The following is a 20,768-nucleotide window of genomic DNA, read 5'->3' on the forward strand; positions in this document are numbered from 1 at the left end:
CGTAGGCGGCGATCACCGCCTGCGCCTCGATCGGGTCACCGAGCGTCGTGCCCGTGCCGTGACCCTCCACCACGTCCACGTCCTGCGGCGACAGGCGGGCGCTGGCGAGCGCCTGCTTGATCACCCGCTGCTGGGAAGGGCCGTTCGGCGCGGTGAAACCGCTCGAGGCCCCGTCCTGGTTGATCGCCGATCCCTTGACCACGGCCAGGACCGGGTGGCCCTTGCGGCGCGCGTCCGACAACCGCTCCAGCAGGAGGACGCCCGCGCCCTCCGAGCAGCCCATGCCGTCGGCGCCGGCCGAGAAGGACTTGCACCGGCCGTCGGCCGCCAGCCCACGCTGGTTACTGAAGTAGACGAACATCTCCGGCATGCCCATGACGGTGACCCCACCGGCCAGGGCCAGAGTGCAGTCCCCGCGCCCCAGCGACTGGCAGGCCAGGTGCAGCGCCACCAGCGACGACGAGCACGCCGTGTCCACCGACACCGACGGCCCCTCCAGGCCCAGCGTGTAGGACACCCGGCCGGACACCAGGCTGCCCGCGCTGCTGGCGCCGGCCTCCACGCCGAGGCCGTAGTCGTGGTACATCACCCCGGCGAACACCCCGGTCCGGCTGCCCTTCAACGACGCCGGATCGATGCCCGCCCGCTCGATCGCCTCCCACGACGTCTCCAGCAGCAGCCGCTGCTGCGGGTCCGTCGCCAGCGCCTCGTTCGGGCTGATCCCGAAGAAGTCCGCGTCGAACTCCGCCGCGCCGTACAGGAAGCCGCCCTCGCGGGCGATGCTCTTCCCGGGCTTGCCCGGCTCGGGGTCGAACAGGCTCCCAAGGTCCCAGCCGCGGTCCTCCGGGAATCCGGACACCGCGTCCGTCCCCCCGGCGACCAGCCGCCACAGATCCTCCGGCGACTCCACCCCGCCCGGATACCGGCACGCCATCCCCACGATCGCGATGGCCTCGTCGTCCGGCTTGCGCGCGGCCTCGTCGAGGCACCGGCGGGCCTCCCTGAGGTCCGCGAGGGTGCGCTTGAGGTACTTGAGGAGCCTTTCCTCTTCTTCGGTCACTGACGGCCGTCCCTCGCCTGTATCGCGCCCGCCGTGAGCAGGTCGCCGAACTCGGGGTACTGCGCGATCGCCTGCTCGGCGGTGAGCGGGACGTTGCGCGGACCGCGCATGACCGCCCACATCAGGCCGGGCGTCATCATCTGCTCGGGCGGAGCGCTGAGCGCGGTCACAGCGTAGGTGGCCTCGGCCACTTGGAGGTTGTCCGCGGCGGTACGGGCCCAGCGGGTGCTGAACCCTCGCTGCAGCGGGCCGAGCAGGCCGCCGAGGTCCAGACCCAGCAGGCGTCTGGACCGGATGTTCGTCTCGGCTCCGGGGAACCAGCGGTCGTTGCCGGTGGCCATCTGCCACGACCACTCACCGGCCTTGGCCACGGCGGCCTGCACCGTCCGCGACAGGCCGGGCCGCAGTCCTCCGTTCTCCAGCCCGTCGCGCAGCGCCTCGGCGCCGAAGGCCGCCATGGACATGCCCGTGGCGTAGTTCGGGCTCAGCACCAGCGCCGCGTCGCCGATGGCGAGGAAACCCTCCGGCACCGGGAGGCGGTCGAAGTACCTGCGCCGGTTCGCCAGCGCCCGCGACGACCTGATCGGGGTGAGCGGGCGCGCGGCGGACAGGAGGTCGGCGACTATCGGGTGCCGCAGCCCGCGCGCGAACTCCAGGAACCCGTCCTCGTCGTTCGGCGGGGTGCCGCCGCGCGTCCCCATCAGGCAGACGATCCACCGGCGGTCCTCCTGGAGCATCAGCGCGGCGCCCCTGCCGGGCCGGCCGGTGCCGGGCTCGGTCTGGATGAGGATCCCGGGGAAGTCGTCGCGGGTGCCCTCGGGGATCTCGTAGAACCGTCCGGCGTAGGTGAGCCCGGCGTCGACGAACTCCTCCTCGACCGGGGGGAGCCCCAGCTCCGCGAGCCACTGCGGGGCCTTGGAGCGGCTGCCCGTGGCGTCCACCACGAGGTCGGCGGTGATCGTCCGATCGGGTTCGGCGCGGACACCGGTCACCCGGCCGGCGTCGCCGGTCAGCCCCGTCACCTTGGCGGACTCGATGACCTCGATCGTCCCCTCGCGCAGCGCCTGCCCGCGGACGACGTGGTCCACCAGGGGACGGCTGCAGTTGATCACATAGGCGTCGCTGTGCAGCCGCCGGAACCAGCCCTGGGCCGAGAGCGTGAGCAACTGCCCGATCTTCCGGTGGTGGGCGCCGCGGGCGTACAGCGCCGCCGTGGTCCCGGGCAGCAGCCGGTCGAGCGCGTCGGCTCCGCCGCCCATCAGCATGTGGTTCTGCTGCGCCTGGGGGACTCCCCGCCGGGGCTGGGGGCCGTCGGGGAACCGGTCGGCCTCGATGACCACGACCTCGTCCGCGTACTGGGCCAGCACCGACGCGGCGAGCATGCCGGCCATGCCGCCGCCGAGCACCACTGCCCTGGTCATCGGCTGCTGCCCGTCTCCGCGGCGCGGCGCCGGGCCTCCCGCTCGAGGGCGGCGAAGGTGTGGTGCATGTCGCGCCGCATCGACTTCATCCAGAACAGCCGGAACACCGGGCCGAACGCGCCGTGCAGCCTGACGTCCCTGCTGACCTCGACCCGGCCGGAGCCGGCCGGCTCGAACCCGTAGTCGATGCACATCTTCCCGAAGGGCATCGGCGACTCGGTGGAGAAGGACCGCTCGGGGTCCACGGCCGTCACCGTGAACGGACCCCTGGCCTTGCTGGGAGTGCCCTCCAGCCGGGTCCAGCCTTTGGAGCCCGGGGCGAACGGGCCGTCGAACCCGCAGTCGAGCAGGTGCGGGTCCCACTCGGACCAGGATCCGGCGTCGGTCGAGGTGTGCCAGATCGACGCCAGGTCGCCGCTGATCGTGGCCGATTCGCGAAACGCCAACAACATCGGAACCTCCAGGCTCCAGGGGTGTGAGGACGGGAGCCTCAACACCTGCGGCATCGAGGCGGAAGGGGGTGGGTCACGACTGGGGGAACGACTCCATGTCGGTCCTGATCACGTAGTCGGAGACGTCCGCGGTGTTCGGCTCGATCCGCTCCAGCGCCTCCTTGATCGGTACGGCGAGCCGCTCGCTCTTGACGGCCTCGCTCTCCACGCGCCGTTCGGCGAACTCCGGCATGACCTCGGCGGCGAAGAGCTCCAGTGCCTCGCAGATGTGCTCGTGCCGCGTGCTGCCGATCTGCGTCTGGAAGATGATCTGGTCGACGCCGGCTTCCTCGTAGGAGCGGATCATCTCGGCCAGCTGCTCGGGCGTCCCGATCCCCCGGCGGAGCGAGTCGATCCGCGCCTTCAGCGTCGGGTCCATGCCGGCCGGCGGGTTCCTGGTCAGGCCGATCATCTCGCGCGCCTGCTCGAACCCCGCGGCGAGGTCCGTGGTCCCCGGCCGGTGCTGACCGTTGACGTAATAGTGCATGAATCCGTAGAAGAGCGAATACGCGCCGTCGAGACCCCGGTCGAGGGCGATTTCCTCGTCGGAATGGCACATGAAAGGCGTGACGACGGAGAAGTTCGGGTTGACCGCCTTACCGAGCGGAACGCATTCCTCGGAGGCGAGGATCCGGTAATAGGACTCCGCCCATTCCCGGGCCTCCTCCACCGTGACGAAGGCCAGGGAGAGCGCTCCCATTCCGTAGCGCGCGGCGGCCGCGATGGTCTCGGGCGAGCTGCACGCCACCCAGAGCGGCGGGTGCGGCTTCTGCTTGGGCTTCGGGACCACGTTGCGGGGCGGCATGCTGACCCACTCGCCCTGGTGACCGGTGAAGGGCACCTCGGTGAGCATGCGGGCGACGACCTCGATCGCCTCGCGCCACTGCTCGCGTTTGGTCGCCCGGTCGATCCCGAAGGCGCCCAGTTCGTGCTGGGTGCTGCCCTGGCCGGAGCCGAAGTCGACGCGGCCGCCGGAGATCAGGTCGAGGGTCGCGAGGCGCTCGGCGACCCGCGCCGGGTGGTTCACCGAGGGGGGCAGGGTGACGATGCCGTGGGCGAGCCGGATGTTCTCCGTCCTCGCCGCGGCGGCGGCGAGGAAGACCTCGGGCGCGGAGGAGTGGGAGTACTCGTCCAGGAAGTGGTGCTCGGTGGCCCAGACGTAGTCGAAGCCCAGCCGGTCGGCCAGTTCGACCTGCTCCAGGGCCTCGCGCAGCACCCGCTCCTCGCTCTCCTCGGTCCAGGGCCGAGGCACTTGAAGATGGTAGAGAAGTCCGAAACGCATGCTCGCTCCCCATTGTTGCCGTAATTATCAGCAAATTCCCGGAATGATGCCTTAGTGAGTATTCGAGCCCGCCGATCGGCCACGCAAGAGTGACCGCGGAACATAGGAATGGGGCCGCGAATCCTAGGGGGCGGACCGGGGACGCCTAGGGGTTCCGGACGCGCGATCGCGCGTCCGGAAACGGCCGGCGGGACCCGCCGTACCCGTCCGGCGGGGACATGAGGGGGCGGGCAGGGGTTCTTCCCGCCGCTTCCCCGCTCCGAAACTCGGTTTGTCCGATAAGCCGCGCTACCGGCGCTGTCCGATGGGCCGTGCCGCCGGCTGAAGCACCGACCCGATGAAAGGCCCGATCCGTGACGTTATCGGCGCCTAGCCCTGTGTCCCTGGTCGACGCTCAACAGTTCCGCGACGCGATGACGCTGATCGCCGGCCCCATCACCATCGTCACCACCATCGACCGCGAGGGCCGCCGCTGGGGGTTCACCGCCAGTTCGGTGACCTCCGGTTCGCTGTCCCCCCCGCTCGTGCTGGTCGGCCTGTCCAGGACGTCCAGCTGCCACGAGGCGCTCGTCTCGTCCTCCGAGTTCGTCATCAACGTGCTGGGCGACCAGCACCGCGACCTGGCGCTGAAGTTCGCCGCCCACGGCGTCGACCGGTTCGCCGACAGCGATTTCGCCGTCTGGCCGGGGGCCCGCCTGCCGTACCTGCCGGACGCGCACGCGTCCTTCCGGTGCGCGCGGTGGGGCACCGTCCCGATCGGCGACCACGATCTGCTGGTGGGGGCGCTGGCCGAGATCCGCTCCGGCGGTCCGGGCAAGGCCCTGCTCTGGTACCGGCGGGGTTTCCACACCCCCGGGTGACCCGTCGTCCCCGCCGGGCGGTCGGCCCGGCGGGGACGGGCGCCGGTCCGGCGCCGGGGTCCCCTCAGGCGTCCGCGCCCCCGTCCCCGTCCCCGTCGAAGGCCTTCACCAGCCGCTGCGGGGCGCTCAACCGCCAGGCCTCGGCGACCAGCTCGCGCAGTTCCTCCTCCGCCAGCTCCGCCGTACGCACCAGCATGTACCGGTGGTTCTCGTAGTGCGGGGTGACGAGGAAGACCTCGGGGCGCGCCTCGGTAAGCGCCTTCCGCTCCTCCGGGGAGACCTTGACCACCGTGAGTTCGGGGTCCTCGTGGCGGCGCAGGAAGAGCCGGCCCCGGACCTTCAGCGAGGGCGTGCCCCAGGACACGGACTCCTCGACCTCGGGCAGCTCCAGAGCGATGTCACGCACACGATCGAAATCAGACACGTTCCATGATCGCATGTACCGCGTCCGCAGGACCCCGCCGGGGAACGGTCCGGCCCCGGGCGCGGTCGCCCGGCGGCTCCGCGGGCAGGCGGCCGGGTCGGTCCCCTGCGGTCACTCCGCGGACAGACGGGTGGCCCGGTCGGTCCCTTGCGGCCGCTCCGCGGGCGGACAGCGGCCGGGTCACTCCTCCTGCGGCGGTTCCGCAGGCAGGCGGACCGTGAAGACGGTGCCGCCGCCCTCCCGCGGCGCCGCCGTCACGGTCCCGCCGTGCGCCTCGACGATCGCCCGGATGATGGCCAGTCCCAGGCCGGTGCCCTTGATCCCGGCATCCTTGGCGGTGGAGGCGCGGAAGAACCGGCCGAACAGCTGCGGATACTGCTCGGAGGGGATTCCGATGCCGGTGTCCGCCACCGTGACGGTCACCTCGCCCCCCTCGCGGCGGGCGGCGACGGTGACGGCGCCCCCCGCGGGGGTGTACTTGACCGCGTTGGACAGCAGGTTGTCCACCACCTGGCGGAGCCGGGCCGGGTCGGCGTGCACGCGCAGGTGTCGGTCCAGGTCGACCCGGACGGTCAGCCGTTTGGCCGCGGCCGCCGGCCGGTGGTCCTCGACGCTCTGGTTCAGCAGCCGGGTCAGCGAGACCGGGCGGGGGTCGATGGCGATGCGCCCGGCGTCCAGACGGGCCAGGTCCAGCAGATCGTCGACCAGCCGCTGCAGGTCGGCGCTCTTGCGGTCGATCACGTCGGCGAAGGCGCGCTGCTCGCCGCCCAGGTCCGGGTCGTCCAGCAGCATCTCGGCGTAACCGCGGATGGCGCCGATCGGGCTGCGCAGCTCGTGGCTGACCAGCGCCACCAGCTCGTCCTTCATCCGGTCCAGCTCCCGCAGGCGGCGCACCTGCCGCTGCTCCTCCGCCAGCAGCCGTTCGCGCTCCTCGGCCATCCGGTGGCGCTCGGTCACATCGGTGGAGATGCCGTCGACGAACAACCGGTCGCCCTCGCGGCGGGGCAGCGCCCGGATCCAGGCCCAGCGGGTCACCCCGTCCAGCCCGGCGAGGCGGAACTCGGCCTCCGCCGGGCTGCCGGAGATGAGCCGCTCGCAGAAGGCGGTGAAGACCGGCCGGTCGTCGGGGTGCACGTAGCGGCCGACGATGGCGACCATGTCCCCACCGTCCCCGCCGTCCCCGCCGTCCCCGCCGTCCCCGCCGTTCCCTCCCTCGGGCGGCACCCGCTCGCCGAGGATCCCGGCTCCGGAGGTGCTGACGTACACCGGACGCGCCCTGCCGTCGGGGGTGATCTCGGCGGTCCAGACGTCGTCGTTGACGTGGGTGACGATCTGCTCGAACCGGCGGCGGCTGGCGGCCAGCGCCAGGGCCAGCTCCTCGGCGCGGAGGCGCTCCATGTACCGGCCCACGTGGGCGCAGACCCCGTCGAGCAGCGCGATCAGCTCGTCGTCCCGCTCCTGGACGGTGTCGCTGGCGAAGACCAGCACGCCCAGCACCTGCCGGCCGCTGCGCACCGGGAGCGCGACGGCGGCGCGCAGCCCCGCCCGCAGGGCTTCCTCCCTGCGGAGGAAGTCACGGGGGTCCCGGGACAGATCGCAGATCCACAGCTCGCGGCCGGTCTCCCACACCCGGCCGAGCAGTCCCCGCCCGCGCTGGAGCCTCAGCCGGGATCCGGCGGTGAAGTCCTGGAGGTCGCGTCCCGGACGGTTCCACAGGCCGATGCGGGTCAGGCCCTCCTCTCCGGGATCCACCTGCCAGTACTCCCCGCAGGTCCAGCCGAGGGCGTCGGTGACCGCGGCCACCACGCCGGTGGCCGCCTCCTCGCTGGAGGAGGCGTCGATCAGCACCTGGGCCACGGCGTGCTGGGTCCGGTGCAGCGCCTGGGCCCGGTACTGGTCGGTGACGTCGCGGACGGCGACCACCGCTCCCAGGCGGCGCCCGTCCGCGGTCTCGATCGGGCGGCCGTTGACGACGGTCCGGCACGGGCCGCAGTCGCCCGTCCGCACCACCACCTCCTGGCCGTCGACCCGCTCGCCGGCGAACGCCCGCGCCAGCGGCACCTCCTCCGGCCGCAGCGGGGTCCGTCCGTCCGGCGCGAACATGCCGTAGAGCTCGGCCAGGTCGTCGACGTGCACCCCCACCAGGGGCGGCCGGCTCTCCCGCAGCACCCTGTTGACCAGGACGACCCTGCCGTCGCGGTCGCAGGCCGCCACCCCCGTGTCCAGGCTGTCCAGCAGCGCCTGCAGGAAGGTCTGCCCCTCCTCCGGCCGGCCTCCGCCCACCCGCAGCGCGGAGAGCTCCTCCTCCACCGTCCGGGCGAGGTCACCGGCCAGCTCCAACTGCGCGCGGCTCCACCGGTGGGGCTCGGTGTCGATCGCGCACAGCGCGCCGAGCGTCTCGCCGCCGGGTCCGTGCAACGGGAACGCGGCGCAGGCGGCCGCCTCCAGCCCGCCGATGACCCGGTCGCGGCGCAGCCGCTCGTCGGTCCTCGTGTCGGAGACCACCAGCGGGCCGTCACCGGCCGCGACGCGCTCGCACAACGAGGCGGGCAGAGGCGGTCCCGGCCGCCGTCCGGCCGGTCCGGACGCACCGACCACCACCTGCCTGCCGTGGCCGGTGAGGGCGACCAGCGCGGCCGGCGTCTCCAGCAGCCGGGCGGCCAGGTGGGTCAGCCGATCCAGCAGGGCGGCGCCGGGCACGGAGGGCACGGAGGGCACGGAGGACGCACCGGACGGGTTCTCGGTCCGCGACCGCCGTGCGTCGCCAACGCGCTGTGCTGCCTCCACCGCCCCGTCTCTCCCCCTCAGGTCCCTGCGTCCGATCGGCCCGATCCGCGACTGCGGCCGAAACAGAGGCCATAGACCCATCTTTCCCACCAGACTATGACAATGCGGGCATATACGACTTTTTCTTCCTGCATACAGAATCGAGCCGGTGTATCGCGGGTACGGCTCCGCCATGGTTCAGCGAGAGGCGCCCGTGTCCCGTTCGGGCGACCATGACGAGATCAGGCGGTCGGCGCTGCCGCTGGCCGTACCCGAGGACCTCGACCCGCTGCTGGAACGCATCGGCGACGCCCGGTACGTCCTGATCGGCGAGGCGAGCCACGGCACGCACGACTTCTACGCCTGGCGGGCCGCGCTCACCCGGCGGCTGATCACCGAGAAGGACTTCCGGTTCGTCGGCGTCGAGGGCGACTGGCCCGACTGCCACCGGATCCACCGGGCGGTCACCGGCATCGGCGACGAGTCTCCAGGCGAGGCCGTGTACGGCTTCGCCCGCTGGCCCTCGTTCATGTGGGCCAACGAGGAGGTCGCGGATTTCTGCCGGTGGCTGCGCGACTGGAACGACTCCCTGCCGACCCGGGCGCGCTGCGGCTTCCACGGCCTGGACGTCTACAGCCTGTGGGACTCGCTGCGGGCCGTGCGCGGCTACGCCCTCCGCCACCTGCCCGAGCAGGCCGACGCGGTGCTGCGTGCGCTGCACTGCTTCGAGGCCCGCGGGCACGACCCGCAGCAGTACGGCCTCGCGCTGCGCCTGCTCCCGGAGTCCTGCGAGGAGGCGGCCGTCGGCCTGCTGACGGCGGTCAGGCAGTCCGCGCCGGACGACGAGGCGGGTTTCGCCGCCCGGCAGAACGCCGAGGTGGTGGCCGGGGCCGAGGAGTACTACCGCGCCATGCTGCGGGGCGGGGCCGAGTCGTGGAACGTCCGCGACGTCCACATGGCCGACACCCTCGACCGGCTGACCGGGTTCTACGGGGACGGCGCGAAGGCGGTCGTCTGGGCCCACAACACCCATGTCGGCGACGCCCGCGCCACCGACATGGCGGCGGCCGGGATGACCAACCTCGGGCAGCTGGTCCGGGAGCGGCACGGCGGGAACGGCGGTGGCGGTGGCGGTGGCGGTTCCGACGGCGACGGCGGTGCGGTGGTGCTGGTCGGTTTCGGGACGCACCGGGGCACGGTGGTCGCGGGCGACGAGTGGGGCGCGCCGGCCGAGGTCATGCCGGTCCCGCCCGCCCGGCCGACGTCTCTGGAGTCGCTGCTGCACGAGGCCGAACCGGAGGGCGCGCTGTTCGTCGTGCCGCCGCCCGGCGACCGGCCCGGGTGGTACGACCGGCCGATGGGTCACCGGGCCATCGGCGTGGTCTACCACCCGGAGCGCGACCACCTGCGCAACTACGTCCGGACGGTCCCCGGCCGCCGCTACGACGCGTTCCTCTGGCTGGACCGGACGAGCGCCCTGCGCCCCCTGCACGGCGAGCCGCCCGGCGAGGCGGAGCCCGAGACGTTCCCCACGGCGCTGTGAGCCGCGATCCTGTGAACCACGGCTCCGCGAACCGCCATCCCGCGAACCACCGCCCCGCGAACCACGGCGCTGCCGACCACCGCCCCGTGCGCCCGCCGGATCACCAGCGGTGGTGGACCTGGGGCCGGATCAGCTCGTCGTAGACCTCCCGCACCCGCTGCAGGGTGTCCGCGGGCAGCGGGGGCGCCTCGGCGGCCGCCGCGTTGGCGCGGGCCTGACCGGGGTTGCGGGCGCCGGGGATGACTACGGAGACACCGGGCTGGTCGATGATCCAGCGCAGCGCGAACTGCGCCGTGGTCATCCGCTCCGGGACGAGCGGGCTCAGGCGGCGCACCGCCTCCAGGCCGGTGGCGTAGTCGACGCCGGAGAAGGTCTCGCCGACGTCGAACGCCTCACCGTGCCGGTTGAAGCTGCGGTGGTCGTCGGGGGCGAAGACGGTGGACTCGTCGTACTTGCCCGACAGCAGGCCGCTGGCGAGCGGGACCCGGGCGATGATGCCGACCCCGGCCTCCGCCGCGGCCGGGAGCACCCGCTCCAGGGGCTTGAGCCGGAAGGCGTTGAGGATGATCTGCACGGTGGCCACGCCCGGCCGCGCGATCGCGGTCAGCGCCTCTTCGCAGGTCTCCACGCTCACCCCGTAGGCGGCGGTGCGCCCCTCCTCCACCAGGGTGTCCAGGGCGTCGAAGACGGCGCCGGAGGAGTAGACCGGCGTGGGCGGGCAGTGCAGCTGCACCAGGTCGAGGGTGTCCACGCCGAGGTTCGCGCGGGACCGGTCGGTCCAGGCGCGGAAGTTGTCCAGGGTGTAGGCCGACGGCTCCTGGGCGACGCGCCGGCCCATCTTGGTCGCCACGGTCAGCCCGGGCCGGTCCTTGAGCAGGCGTCCGACGATCTGCTCGCTGCGGCCGTCGCCGTAGACGTCGGCCGTGTCGATGAAGTTCACCCCGGAGTCCACCGCGGCCTCCAGGGTGGCCAGCGCCTCGTCCTCGCCCACCTCACCCCAGTCGGCGCCCAGCTGCCAGGCCCCGAGTCCGACGACTCCGATGTTTCTACCGGTTTTTCCTAGAATGCGCTGTTCCACGTGCCCGATCGTAGCCGTACGGCGCGCCCCGGCCGGGCAGGGACCCGCCGGAACGGCCCGGCGGACGGGCGGGCCCGCGGAGCGGACCGTCAGCTCCGCCCGGCGACGGCCTTGCTGACGGCGTTGGGCCCGTCGTACTCCCTGTCCGGGACCTCCCGCAGCGCCTTGATCATCTCGTCGTCGGCCCCGTGCTCCCGGGCCGCCCGCACCAGGTCGTCGCGGCTGGCCGGGTAGTCGACGCCCGAGAGGTGCTTCTGCAGTTCGATCGGATTCGGTGTGCCGGTCATCGGACTCTCTTCCCCCGGGTTCATTCCCTGCCAGGGGCCGACTACCCGGAGTGATGGCTGATCACTCATCCGCCGGAGGACCGAGAGGAGCCCCGGACCCGGGGTCCGGGGACCCGTCTCCAGCAGCCGCCGCGCCGCCTCGATCCGGGGCGGGAGCACCCGGCGGCCCGCCAGCGCCCGGGGCAGCCGCCGAGCGGCGTGCCACAGCCCCCGCCGTCCCTCCGCCCCGCCGCACGCGGCGGTGAGCGCGCTGCGGGCCACCACCGGCCACGGCCGCCTCAGCACCGCGGTGAGCAGCGCGTTGCGCACCGCCAGGACCCGCCTGCCCTGCGGATCCCGCGAGGGTGACGGGTGGTGGTGGGCGACGACGTCCTCGACGTAGGACAGTCCCCAGCCGGCCGCCGCCAGGTCCACCGCCAGCCGCTCCTCCTCCCCGTAGAAGAAGACGACGCCGTCGAAGCCTCCGGCCGCCAGGTACGCCTCCCGCCGCACCACCGCTCCGCACGCCATGAACCCGAGGACGCTCGGGCCGGGAAGGTCCGGTTCCGTCCCGAGCGGGGAACCGGCCATCTCCGCGCAGATCGGGTCCGGCCGCTCCTCCGGGCCCACCAGCATCCGTCCGGCCAGCACCGCCAGGCGGGGATGGGCGTCCAGCACGTCCGCGGCACGCTCCAGCGCGCCGGGGGCCCACCAGGAATCGTCGTCGGCGAAGGCGACGTAGGGGGTCGAGGCGTGCCGCGCGCCGACGTTGCGGGCCTGCGCGCCGAGGTTCCGTCCCAGCTCGATCACCCGGACACGGGGGAAGCGCCGTCGCACGAAGGCCGGGCTGCCGTCGGCCGAACCGTTGTCGACGAGGATCACGGGGCACTCGTGGCGCGCCAGGGACCGTTCGAGATCACCGCGGCGGTCCCGGCTGGCGACCACCACCGTCACGCGTCCGGCCACCGGCCGGCCGGTCCCGGCCGTGGCGTCCTCCCACCGCGCCGGGCACGCGCAGACCGACGGGTCATCACAAGCCAACGGGTCATCACGGACCGGCGGATCTTCACAGGCCGACGGGTCATCACAGGACAGGGTGCTCACATCCGATCGGTGCCCGGGCCGGGGGGTTCTCGCCCGCGCCCGGCCGGTCGGAGGGCCGCGCGTCCGTCTCCCCGGGTCGGGGAGGGCGCGGCGTTGGCGCGACCGGCCTGCCGTGCGCAGCCGCCCGGCAGGCTTGCCGCCGGAGGCCTCCCTCCGGCGCGAGACGGTCGCAAGCCGCCATTTACCCGGCCGGAGAAGACGGGAAACCCCCGTCGACCGGCCTCCCGCGCCGAGGATCCGGCCGCCCCCGGAACCGGCCGGTCCCGGGCCGAACCGGAGCCTCCCCGCCGCGGTCCGGCCCGGCTCAGTCCTCGGTCCTCGAAGGCTTGAGCGGATCGTGGCCGACCTCCATCAGGACACGCCGCCGCTCGTCGTCCTCGGCCGCGGAGGCGCCTGCCTTCAGGCTCCCCACGAGCTCGACGACCCTGCGCATCGTGTCGAGGTCGTCAGGGGTGAGATCGACCTTGCGCTTGGCGAGGACGGTGAGCACCCCGCGGCCGAGTTCCGGCATGGCCTGCTCCGCGTCCGCGGGAAGGGCGTCCTCTCCGGAGGCGGACGCCATCAGGAAGGCCCGCAGCTCCTCCGAGGTCATGTTCACGGACCGGTGGAACTCCTCCCACAGGTGGTCGCGCTCCGGGTCTGAACGGTCGGTCATGATGATCCTCCTGTCCTGCCGTCCCGGCGGTGTGCGATCCGGGTCCGGCGCAACGGTGACCGTACCCACCGGGACCTCGACCATCGCCGGCCCGCGGCATTCGCCGGTCCCTCCCGCGCGCCGCGGACCACACGCCGCGGAACGAGGGCCACACGCCGCGGACCACGAGCAACGGCAACGGCAGCGGGCAAGAATCCCCATCCGGGGAAGATCTGCCGCGCTGCGGGCGTGAAGCCGGGCCGGGTGCGGTACGACCTGAGCAGACACCGGTTCGCATCCGGAAGAAGGACGTGCCGTGACCGAATCCGACCTCTCCCAGCCGCCGACACGCGACCTGTGCGGCACCATGCTCGTGCACCGGAGGCTGCTCAACGAGAGCACGACCTACCGGTCCCGGCGCGCGGTGATCGAGAACCGGGCGCTCCAGTACGAACGGGGACGGCGCTCCCCGGCCCGCACCGACGTGGTCACCATCCCGGTCGTCGTCCACGTGGTGCACAATCCCGCCGTCCCGGCGCAGAACATCGGCGACGACCAGGTCCACAGCCAGATCGCCGTGCTCAACCGGGACTTCCGCGCCGCCAATCCCGATCTGGACAAGGTTCCCGAGGTGTGGCGGCCGCTGGTGGCGGACGCGAGGATCGAGTTCCGGCTGGCGGCGCTGGACCCGGAGGGCGAGCCGACGGACGGGATCGTCCGGGTCCCGACCGGCCGGACGTCGTTCGGCTTCGACGACGCCGTGAAGTCGTCCGCGTCCGGCGGCTCCGACCCGTGGCCCACCGACGAGTACCTCAACGTCTGGGTCTGCCAGCTGGGCGGCGGGCTGCTCGGTTACGCGCAGTTCCCGGGCGGCCCCCCGCAGACCGACGGCGTCGTGATCCTGCACAGCGCGTTCGGCACCACCGGTACGGCCGCGCCCCCGTTCGACGGCGGACGCACGGCGACGCACGAGATCGGCCACTGGCTGGACCTGTACCACATCTGGGGCGACGACGACGGGGCCTGCAGCAGCGACGACAAGGTCGCCGACACACCGAACCAGGCCGACGCGAACACCGGCTCCCCCGTCTTCCCGCACGTCTCCTGCGGCAATGGTCCGCACGGGGACATGTTCGTCAACTACATGGACTACACCGACGACGCCGCCATGTTCATGTTCACCCGCGGCCAGTCCAAGCGGATGGACGCCTGCCTGGAGGGCGCCCGGGCGTCCTTCCTGGTCGCCTCGGGCGCCCTGACGGCCCCGTCCCCGTCCGCTCCCTCCCCGTCCGCTCCCTCCCCGTCCGCCGCGGGCGGGCCGGTCAGGGACGGGACCGCCCCGGGCGGGATCACCCAGCAGGCCGCGATGCCCGGACCTTCGCACTGGCCCGCACCCGCCGCCGCTCCGGGTGTGACCGGTACGGCGGGCACGACGGGCGCCACCGCGGCGGACGCGGCGACGGTACCCGCGCAGCCCGGACCGGACGGGCACGGCGGACCCGGCGGGCACGCCGGACCGGACGGCGAGGTGGGGCGGCTGCTGCGGGACAGCGAGCGGCTGGCCGCCGAGGTCCTGAAGGAGATCCGTACCGTGATCGACATGGTCGGCGGCGGCGACCGCCCCGGCGGATGACCGGCCGCCGCGAGGACCCCGCGGACGGCGGAGCGGCGGCCGGGACCCCCGACATCGTCGGCACGTGGCTCCACTCCCACGAGGAGGACACCGGCAGCACGGCGGTGTACCGCCCCGCCGAGCACCCGTTCCAGCCCTCCCGGCGGGTGCGCGACGGGCTGGAGTTCCGGCCCGACGGGACGTTCGCCGAGCTCCGTCCCGGCCCGGACGACCGCCCGCGGCGGACACTCGGCCGGTGGCGGGACCACGGCTCCGGCCGCGTCCGGGTCTCCTTCCCCGAGGGCCGGGGCGACCCCTTCGAGCTCGTCGTCCTCTCCTGCGAGGACGGCGTGCTCACCGTCGCCCGGTGAACCCCGGCTCAGGCGGGTGCGGGGCCGGTCCACCGCCACGGGTCATCCCCGGCTGCCGGCCTTCTGGAAGGTCTGGACGACCTGCTCGGTGATCTCGTCGACCTGCGTGTGCTCGAGGTTCCGCAGGCCCGAGGCGCCGACCTCGATCTCCCTGTCGCCGTCGGCGAGCCTGACGCTCACCTCTCCGGTGCGGGTGCGCAGCCAGGCGATCACCGTCGCGGCCGTCGAGCAGAGCGTGCCCCCGGCGTCGAGCAGGACCTGCAGCGCCTCGGGGGACGGCCCCATCATCCCGGGATCGGGCGGCCGCTCCTCCATCACCACGCGGCCGCGCAGGTCCGTCTCCTCCTGCAGCCACGCGTACAGCTCCCGCAGGTGGTCCCGGCTTCCCGTCTCCGCGTTCACCACGATATGCATGACATTTCCCCCGTTTCACCCCCAAAATAGACAGCGGAGGTCGTTCCGTGAACTCCGCTCTCCTCACAGGGGGGTAAAGAGATCTCTCGCGTGGTCGGCCACGGCCGCGCCGGTCACGGTCGCCCGGATCGGCAGGAAGTCCATGCAGAGCCGGATCGCGCCGGGCAGCACCGCGTGCGGCACCCGCATCGACAGCGTGCAGTGCGGCACCCAGCCACCCGGCCGGTAGACGTCGAAACCGCCGATCCCCACCGCGTCGAGCCGCCCGTGCACCGCCGCGTGGTGGGCCAGCAGCTCCGCCGTGGGGACCGGGCCCAGCCAGAGCACCCGGCCCAGGAACTGCCCGACGAAGTCGAACCGCAGCTCCAGCGGCGGGGCGGCGTCCATGCCCGCCAGCGCCGCGGCCACCCCGGGGCCGTCCAGCTCGGCGGCGCTGAGCAGCGAGACGTGCGGGCGGTGCCGGCCCTTCAGCAGCTCCCCCATCGACTGGACTCCGGCCTGGGCCAGCGCCCTCCACAGGGTCCTGATCCGCTTCTCGGCGGCCGGATCGAGGTAGAGCTCCAGCGCGGCGACCATGCCGGAAGACTAGCGCCGCCGGATCGTCACCGGCGATTCCGCCCTGATCTTCCACTGGGCGGAAGGCCGGCCTCGGCAGCCGGCGCCGCCGCCCACCATGCTCACCGCATGCGAACTCAGGTCGGGATCATCGGAGCGGGCCCCGCCGGTCTCCTGCTCTCCCATCTGCTCCATCTGCGCGGGATCTCATCGGTGGTGCTGGAGCGCCGCAGCCGCGAGTACGTGGAGAGGCGGGTGCGGGCGGGCGTGCTGGAGCAGGGGACCGTCGACACCCTCGTCGCCGCGGGGGTGGGCGAGCGGCTCCTGCGCGAGGGCCTCCCCCACCGGGGCATCGAGCTGCGGTACGGCGGCGCGGGCCACCGCATCGCCTTCGAGCGGCTGGTGCCGGGCCGGGCCATCACCGTCTACGGCCAGCAGGAGGTCGTCAAGGACCTCATCGCCGCCCGGCTCGCGGCGGGCGGCGACGTCCGCTTCGAGGCGGACGACGTGGCGGTGCACGACATCGGCACCGACCGGCCGTACGTCACCTTCGGCGGCGGCGAGCGGCTGGACTGCGACGTCATCGCCGGCTGCGACGGCTTCCACGGGGTGACCCGGCCGTCGATCCCGGACGGCGTGCTCACCGCCTACGAGCGGGAGTACCCCTTCGCCTGGCTGGGCGTCCTGGCCCGCGTCGAGCCCTCCGCCGAGGAGCTGATCTACGCGCGGACCGAGCGCGGCTTCGCCCTGCACAGCATGCGCTCGCCCGAGGTCAGCCGGTTCTACCTGCAGGTCCCCGCCGGCACCGACCTCGCCGACTGGCCCGACGAGCGCGTCTGGGCGGAGCTGAGGACCCGCCTGGAGACGGTGCCGGGCTTCTCCCTGGCCACCGGCGAGATCTTCGAGAGGGGCGTCACGCCCATGCGGAGCTTCGTCGCCGAGCCCATGCAGTACGGCAGGCTGTACCTGGCCGGCGACGCCGCGCACATCGTCCCGCCCACCGGCGCCAAGGGCCTCAACCTGGCGGTCGCGGACGTGCGGGTGCTGACCGGGGCGCTGGCCCGCTTCTACGCCGACGGCTCCACCGAACTGCTCGACGGCTACTCGGCGGCCTGCCTGAAGCGCGTGTGGCGGGCCCAGCACTTCTCCTGGTGGATGACGACGCTGCTGCACACCTTCGACTCCGACGACGCCTACGGGCGGCGCCTGCAGCTGTCCCACCTGGACTACGTGACGTCGTCGGAGGCCGCGGCGGCGACGCTCGCGGAGAACTACGTCGGCCTGCCGTACGAGGACGGGGGCCCGGCAGGACCGTGAGAAACGCCGGCCGCCGCACCCCGGCGCGGCTGGTCAGGGGGCGAGGGCGCGGCGGTCGGGCCCGGGGGCCCAGGCGCGGCGGTCGGCCGGGGGTCAGGCTCCGGGACCGGGCCGCGGCGGAAGGCCGGGGTCAGGCCCGGGGGCCGGGGGCGCGGCGGAAGGCGAAGGGCTGGCTCTCGCGGCCCGGGACCACGAACCAGCACTCCCCCGTGCCGTCGCTGTCCAGCAGCCGGAAGAACGTGTCGACGACCTCGGAGACGTCCAGGATCGGGAAGCCCAGCTGCTCCAGCACCGCCCGGCCCTCGCCCAGGATCGCGGTGTCGGCGAACGACGGGCACAGGCCCTGCACCTTGATGCCGGAGGGCTGCAGGTCCTGGCCGAGTGAGCGGACGAGGCCCACGACGGCGTGCTTGTTGGCCGCGTAGATGGGGTCGTGCGGGATGCCGACGATCCCCGCCATGCTCGCGGTGGCCACGATCGTCCCGCCGCCCGCGGCCCGCAGCGCGGGGAGCGCGGCGTGCACGCCGAACACGACGCCGTCGAGGTTGACGCCCATCGCCAGGCGGTAGCGCCGGACGTCGAAGTCGTCGCCCAGCCCGCAGCCGGAGGAGATGCCGGCGTTGAGGAAGGCGAGGTCGAGCCTGCCGTACCGCTCGACGGCGACGGCCACCGCCGCCTCGTTGTCCTCCAGCCGGGTCACGTCGCAGCGTGTGAAGACCCCGCCGATCTCGTCGGCGACCTCCTTGCCCGCGGCGTCGTCGACGTCGGCGAGCACGATCCGGGCGCCCTTCGCGGCGAGCCGCCGGGCCACCGCCGCGCCGATCCCGTTGCCGCCGCCGGTGACCAGGGCGACCTTCCCGCCGAGCCGGTCGCCGCGGACCTCGTTGAAGTCCGCCGCCGACCGCTCGCCGGGGTCGGCGCCCATCCCGCTGAGCAGTCCGCCGCCCGCGCCGAACCGGTCCTGCGTGGTCTCGCTCACAGCGGCAGCCCTCCCGTGGCGGCGTTGGTCGAACCGGTGGCCCGGTACGCCGCGATCGTACGCTCGGCGATGCGCATCTGGTGGATCTCGTCGGCCCCGTCGGCGAAGCGGGCCCAGCGGGCGTGCTGGAACATGTGGGCCAGCGGGGTGTCGGTCGAGTAGCCCAGCGCGCCGTGCACCTGGATGGCCCGGTCCACGATCCGGTTGAGGCTGTTGGCCACGAAGTGCTTGGCCATCGAGACCTCGGTGCGGAAGTCCTCGCCCTTGTCGATCTTCGAGGCGGCGTGCAGGACCATGAGCTTGCACTGGTAGAGCTCCATGGCCGAGTCGGCGATCAGCCACTGGACGCCCTGCTTCTCGGCGAGCAGCGAGCCGTGGCTGTAGCGGTTGAGCGCCCGGTCGACCATCATGTCGAGCGCCGTCTCGGCCTGCGAGATCCAGCGCATGCAGTGGGCCAGGCGGGCCGGGCCGAGGCGGTACTGGCCGAGCTTGTGGCCGTTGCCGCGCCCGCCGAGGATCTGGCCGTCGGGGACCCGCAGGTCGGTGATGACGATCTCGCTGTGGCCGGTCGAGCCGTGCATCGTCTCGACCTCGCGGACGTCGTTCCAGCCCTCCTGGGGGAGGTCGACGAGGAACGCGGTGTTGGCGCCGCGGGCGCCCTCGGGCATGTCGAGCTCGGTACGGGCGATGAGGATGGCGAAGCCCGCCCGGCGGGCGTTGGAGATGAACCACTTGTGGCCGTTGATCACCCACTCGTCGCCGTCCTTGACGGCGTGGGTGCGGATCAGCGTCGGGTCGGAGCCGGCCACCTCGGGCTCGGTCATCGCGAAGCACGACATCTTGTGGCCCTTGAGCAGTGGCTTGAGGTACTTCTCCTTCTGCTCGTCGGTCGCCCAGTGCAGCAGGGTGTGCATGTTGCCCTCGTCGGGCGCCTGGCAGTTGAGCACCCACGGCCCCAGCCGGGTCTTGGCCGCCTCGGACTGCACCATGGCCAGCTCGACGTGGCCCAGGCCCATGCCGCCCCACTCCTTCGGCATGTGCGGCAGCCAGAGCCCCTCGGCCTTCGCCTTCTCGCGCAGCCCGAAGATGGTCCGGATGTACTCGTCGCGGCTGAGGACCTTCTCCTCGTCGTCGAAGCCCTCGACCGCCGGGATGATGGTCTCCTGCACGAAGGCCCGCACCCGGCGGCGGATCTCCTCGTGCTCGGGAGCGAGTGTGAAGTCGATGGCCATGCGTGCGACCCCTCTGTCCTGGTCGATCTGCCCTGGTCGATGTCCTCCGCGGCGCCGCCACGATTTGATGCGACTGCATGACGTTTTCAGTCACATGCATGATTAGCTTAACGAGCGGTCCCGCCGCCATCAAGGGCGGTGCGGGACGCGATGATCCGGTGAACCCATGGACCCCAGGAGGAGGAGCACCGATGCCGCCCAACCCCGAGGCCACGTGCAGGCGGCTGGTGGCGGCCGCAGAGCGCCTGTTCGCCGAGAAGGGGATCGAGGGGGTGTCGCTGCGGGAGATCAACGCCGCGGCGGGCCAGCGCAACTCGACCGCGCTGCAGTACCACTTCGGGGACCGGGCGGGACTGCTGGCCGCGGTCCTGGCCAAGCACCAGCCCGAGGTGGAGGTCCGCCGCCACCAGCTGCTCGACGAGTACGAGGCACGGGGCGGCCTGCCCGCCGCCGAGGCACGCCGCACGCTGGCGGCCGCACTGGTACGGCCGATGGCCGCGAAGCTGGCCGACTCCGACGGCGGCCGGTCCTATCTGCGGATCATGGAGCAGCTGGTGCACCGCAGCCGCCTGCCGGCGCTCCGCGACGCGCAGGACGACCCCGGCCAGAGCATCAACCGCTGGCGGGAGCTGGTGGCCCCGCTGCTCTCCGAGGTCGCCGTGCGCCGGCTGCACCAGCGGTTCATGGCCATCCGGGTGACCTACGTGGAGCTGGCCCGCCGCGCCGAGGGGCCCGGAGGGAAGGACGACCGGCTCTTCACCAGCCATCTGATCGACGTCGTCTCGGCGGTGCTGGCCACCGAGGTGTCGGACGAGACGGCCCGGCTGCTCGCCGAACGCGACGCCCGCCCCCGGCCGGAGCCGGGCGGTCCGGCGGACGAAGCGGGAAACGGTGCGTCAGACGGTCCGGCGGATGCCTCGGGGAACGATCCGGTGGACGGTCCGGGAAACGGCCCGGGGAGCAGCGGTCCGGGAAACGGCGGGGCGGGCGGTCCGGTGGACGGTCCGGGAGGCCTGCGCCGCCGGGAAGGGCGGGGGAACGCGTGAGCGCCCGCCTCCCGGGTTTCCGGGGAGGCGGGCGCTGGGTCGGGGCCGGCCGGATGCGGCGGGCGGTCGGTTCGGCGTGGGCGGTCGGTGCGGGACGGGCGGCCGGTGCGGGGCGGGCGGTCACTTCAGGATCGGCAGGCGCGCGACCAGGGGGGTGGCGGCCCAGCGGGCGCCCAGGCCCAGGGTGTCGCCGGCGCGGGTGAGGGCCAGGGTGACCAGGACGATGGCGTAGACGATGTGGTCGTCCATGAAGGGGTTGGTCTCCAGGGGCAGGGCCGCGGCCCACATCAGCAGCATCATGGTCGCGCCGGCG

At 73.2% G+C, this 20,768-nt stretch carries 19 protein-coding genes and 1 pseudogene; 6 read left to right on the top strand and 14 right to left on the bottom strand.

Going from position 1 to position 20,768, the window contains the following annotated elements:
* The 4 genes from IEZ07_RS34235 to IEZ07_RS34250 form a co-directional block, all read right to left on the bottom strand.
* On the bottom strand, positions 1-1,060 hold a 1,060-nt coding region (locus IEZ07_RS34235), incomplete at its 3' end, for a beta-ketoacyl synthase N-terminal-like domain-containing protein (RefSeq protein ID WP_191898596.1).
* Positions 1,057-2,481, bottom strand: coding sequence for an FAD-dependent oxidoreductase (locus IEZ07_RS34240; protein WP_191898597.1), 1,425 nt, complete (start codon positions 2,479-2,481; stop codon positions 1,057-1,059). The genes IEZ07_RS34240 and IEZ07_RS34235, both read right to left, overlap by 4 nt.
* Positions 2,478-2,933 carry an SRPBCC family protein gene (locus tag IEZ07_RS34245; RefSeq protein WP_191898598.1) on the bottom strand — a complete coding sequence of 152 codons (456 nt, stop codon included), beginning with the start codon at positions 2,931-2,933 and terminating at the stop codon, positions 2,478-2,480. The genes IEZ07_RS34240 and IEZ07_RS34245 overlap by 4 nt, the downstream gene beginning before the upstream one ends.
* Positions 2,934-3,006: 73 nt before the next feature.
* Positions 3,007-4,224 carry an LLM class flavin-dependent oxidoreductase gene (locus IEZ07_RS34250; protein ID WP_204054780.1) on the bottom strand — a complete coding sequence of 406 codons (1,218 nt, stop codon included), beginning with the start codon at positions 4,222-4,224 and terminating at the stop codon, positions 3,007-3,009.
* Between the two features lie 407 nt (positions 4,225-4,631).
* On the opposite strand from IEZ07_RS34250, the gene IEZ07_RS34255 reads away from it, so the two are divergent.
* Positions 4,632-5,114 carry a flavin reductase family protein gene (locus IEZ07_RS34255; protein ID WP_239321284.1) on the top strand — a complete coding sequence of 161 codons (483 nt, stop codon included), beginning with the start codon at positions 4,632-4,634 and terminating at the stop codon, positions 5,112-5,114.
* Between the two features lie 64 nt (positions 5,115-5,178).
* Here IEZ07_RS34255 and IEZ07_RS34260 read toward each other — a convergent pair whose 3' ends face one another.
* Positions 5,179-5,520 carry an MmcQ/YjbR family DNA-binding protein gene (locus IEZ07_RS34260; protein ID WP_191898600.1) on the bottom strand — a complete coding sequence of 114 codons (342 nt, stop codon included), beginning with the start codon at positions 5,518-5,520 and terminating at the stop codon, positions 5,179-5,181.
* Positions 5,521-5,718: 198 nt separating this feature from the next.
* Entirely contained in the window at positions 5,719-8,247 is a 2,529-nt protein-coding gene (locus tag IEZ07_RS34265; protein WP_191898601.1) for an ATP-binding protein, read from the bottom strand.
* Between the two features lie 250 nt (positions 8,248-8,497).
* Here IEZ07_RS34265 and IEZ07_RS34270 point away from each other — a divergent pair, with 250 nt between their 5' ends.
* A complete protein-coding gene (locus IEZ07_RS34270) occupies positions 8,498-9,847 on the top strand; it encodes an erythromycin esterase family protein (protein ID WP_191898602.1) in 1,350 nt (449 codons plus the stop codon).
* A 100-nt stretch (positions 9,848-9,947) separates the two neighbouring features.
* On the opposite strand, the gene IEZ07_RS34275 is transcribed toward IEZ07_RS34270, so the two are convergent.
* The 3 genes from IEZ07_RS34275 to IEZ07_RS34285 form a co-directional block, all read right to left on the bottom strand.
* Positions 9,948-10,925 carry an aldo/keto reductase gene (locus IEZ07_RS34275; protein ID WP_068904459.1) on the bottom strand — a complete coding sequence of 326 codons (978 nt, stop codon included), beginning with the start codon at positions 10,923-10,925 and terminating at the stop codon, positions 9,948-9,950.
* Between the two features lie 89 nt (positions 10,926-11,014).
* Positions 11,015-12,157 (bottom strand): DUF2795 domain-containing protein, encoded by a 1,143-nt coding sequence (locus IEZ07_RS34280; protein ID WP_191898603.1) that lies wholly within the window; start codon positions 12,155-12,157, stop codon positions 11,015-11,017.
* Between the two features lie 442 nt (positions 12,158-12,599).
* Complete coding sequence (locus IEZ07_RS34285) at positions 12,600-12,950, bottom strand: DUF3140 domain-containing protein (RefSeq protein ID WP_191898604.1); 351 nt, start codon at positions 12,948-12,950, stop codon at positions 12,600-12,602.
* A gap of 295 nt (positions 12,951-13,245) precedes the next feature.
* On the opposite strand from IEZ07_RS34285, the gene IEZ07_RS34290 reads away from it, so the two are divergent.
* Positions 13,246-14,562, top strand: a complete 1,317-nt coding sequence (locus tag IEZ07_RS34290) for a zinc metalloprotease (protein ID WP_204054781.1) — start codon at positions 13,246-13,248, stop codon at positions 14,560-14,562.
* Positions 14,559-14,912 (top strand): hypothetical protein, encoded by a 354-nt coding sequence (locus IEZ07_RS34295; protein WP_191898605.1) that lies wholly within the window; start codon positions 14,559-14,561, stop codon positions 14,910-14,912. Before IEZ07_RS34290 ends, IEZ07_RS34295 begins: the two co-directional genes overlap by 4 nt.
* 42 nt (positions 14,913-14,954) lie before the next feature.
* Here IEZ07_RS34295 and IEZ07_RS34300 read toward each other — a convergent pair whose 3' ends face one another.
* Both IEZ07_RS34300 and IEZ07_RS34305 read right to left on the bottom strand, forming a co-directional pair.
* Positions 14,955-15,326, bottom strand: coding sequence for an effector-associated constant component EACC1 (locus tag IEZ07_RS34300; RefSeq protein ID WP_191898606.1), 372 nt, complete (start codon positions 15,324-15,326; stop codon positions 14,955-14,957).
* 63 nt (positions 15,327-15,389) lie between these two features.
* Positions 15,390-15,902 (bottom strand): 2'-5' RNA ligase family protein, encoded by a 513-nt coding sequence (locus IEZ07_RS34305; protein WP_191898607.1) that lies wholly within the window; start codon positions 15,900-15,902, stop codon positions 15,390-15,392.
* Between the two features lie 108 nt (positions 15,903-16,010).
* Here IEZ07_RS34305 and pobA point away from each other — a divergent pair, with 108 nt between their 5' ends.
* On the top strand, positions 16,011-17,198 hold the full coding sequence (gene pobA / locus IEZ07_RS34310) for a 4-hydroxybenzoate 3-monooxygenase (RefSeq protein WP_191898608.1): 1,188 nt from the start codon (positions 16,011-16,013) through the stop codon (positions 17,196-17,198).
* A gap of 130 nt (positions 17,199-17,328) precedes the next feature.
* Here pobA and IEZ07_RS34315 read toward each other — a convergent pair whose 3' ends face one another.
* Together IEZ07_RS34315 and IEZ07_RS34320 are read right to left on the bottom strand one after the other, a co-directional pair.
* Complete coding sequence (locus tag IEZ07_RS34315) at positions 17,329-18,177, bottom strand: SDR family oxidoreductase (protein WP_239321287.1); 849 nt, start codon at positions 18,175-18,177, stop codon at positions 17,329-17,331.
* On the bottom strand, positions 18,174-19,409 hold the full coding sequence (locus IEZ07_RS34320) for an acyl-CoA dehydrogenase family protein (RefSeq protein ID WP_191898609.1): 1,236 nt from the start codon (positions 19,407-19,409) through the stop codon (positions 18,174-18,176). The genes IEZ07_RS34315 and IEZ07_RS34320 overlap by 4 nt, the downstream gene beginning before the upstream one ends.
* Positions 19,410-19,600: 191 nt before the next feature.
* Between IEZ07_RS34320 and IEZ07_RS34325 the strand changes: the two genes are divergently transcribed.
* Positions 19,601-20,455 carry a TetR/AcrR family transcriptional regulator gene (locus tag IEZ07_RS34325; protein WP_191898610.1) on the top strand — a complete coding sequence of 285 codons (855 nt, stop codon included), beginning with the start codon at positions 19,601-19,603 and terminating at the stop codon, positions 20,453-20,455.
* A 120-nt stretch (positions 20,456-20,575) separates the two neighbouring features.
* Here IEZ07_RS34325 and IEZ07_RS34330 read toward each other — a convergent pair.
* A pseudogene (locus tag IEZ07_RS34330) lies at positions 20,576-20,768 on the bottom strand (hypothetical protein); the annotation flags it as partial.

It is taken from the genome of Planomonospora parontospora (assembly GCA_014647935.1).
GTDB lineage: Bacteria > Actinomycetota > Actinomycetes > Streptosporangiales > Streptosporangiaceae > Planomonospora > Planomonospora parontospora.

Coding starts and splice junctions, on each gene's coding strand:
- pobA (WP_191898608.1), top strand. CDS start 16,011: ATGCGAACTCAGGTCGGGATCATCGGAGCGGGCCCCGCCGGTCTCCTG.
- IEZ07_RS34240 (WP_191898597.1), bottom strand. CDS start 2,481: ATGACCAGGGCAGTGGTGCTCGGCGGCGGCATGGCCGGCATGCTCGCC.
- IEZ07_RS34300 (WP_191898606.1), bottom strand. CDS start 15,326: ATGCATATCGTGGTGAACGCGGAGACGGGAAGCCGGGACCACCTGCGG.
- IEZ07_RS34285 (WP_191898604.1), bottom strand. CDS start 12,950: ATGACCGACCGTTCAGACCCGGAGCGCGACCACCTGTGGGAGGAGTTC.
- IEZ07_RS34320 (WP_191898609.1), bottom strand. CDS start 19,409: ATGGCCATCGACTTCACACTCGCTCCCGAGCACGAGGAGATCCGCCGC.
- IEZ07_RS34325 (WP_191898610.1), top strand. CDS start 19,601: ATGCCGCCCAACCCCGAGGCCACGTGCAGGCGGCTGGTGGCGGCCGCA.
- IEZ07_RS34305 (WP_191898607.1), bottom strand. CDS start 15,902: ATGGTCGCCGCGCTGGAGCTCTACCTCGATCCGGCCGCCGAGAAGCGG.
- IEZ07_RS34270 (WP_191898602.1), top strand. CDS start 8,498: ATGGTTCAGCGAGAGGCGCCCGTGTCCCGTTCGGGCGACCATGACGAG.
- IEZ07_RS34245 (WP_191898598.1), bottom strand. CDS start 2,933: ATGTTGTTGGCGTTTCGCGAATCGGCCACGATCAGCGGCGACCTGGCG.
- IEZ07_RS34295 (WP_191898605.1), top strand. CDS start 14,559: ATGACCGGCCGCCGCGAGGACCCCGCGGACGGCGGAGCGGCGGCCGGG.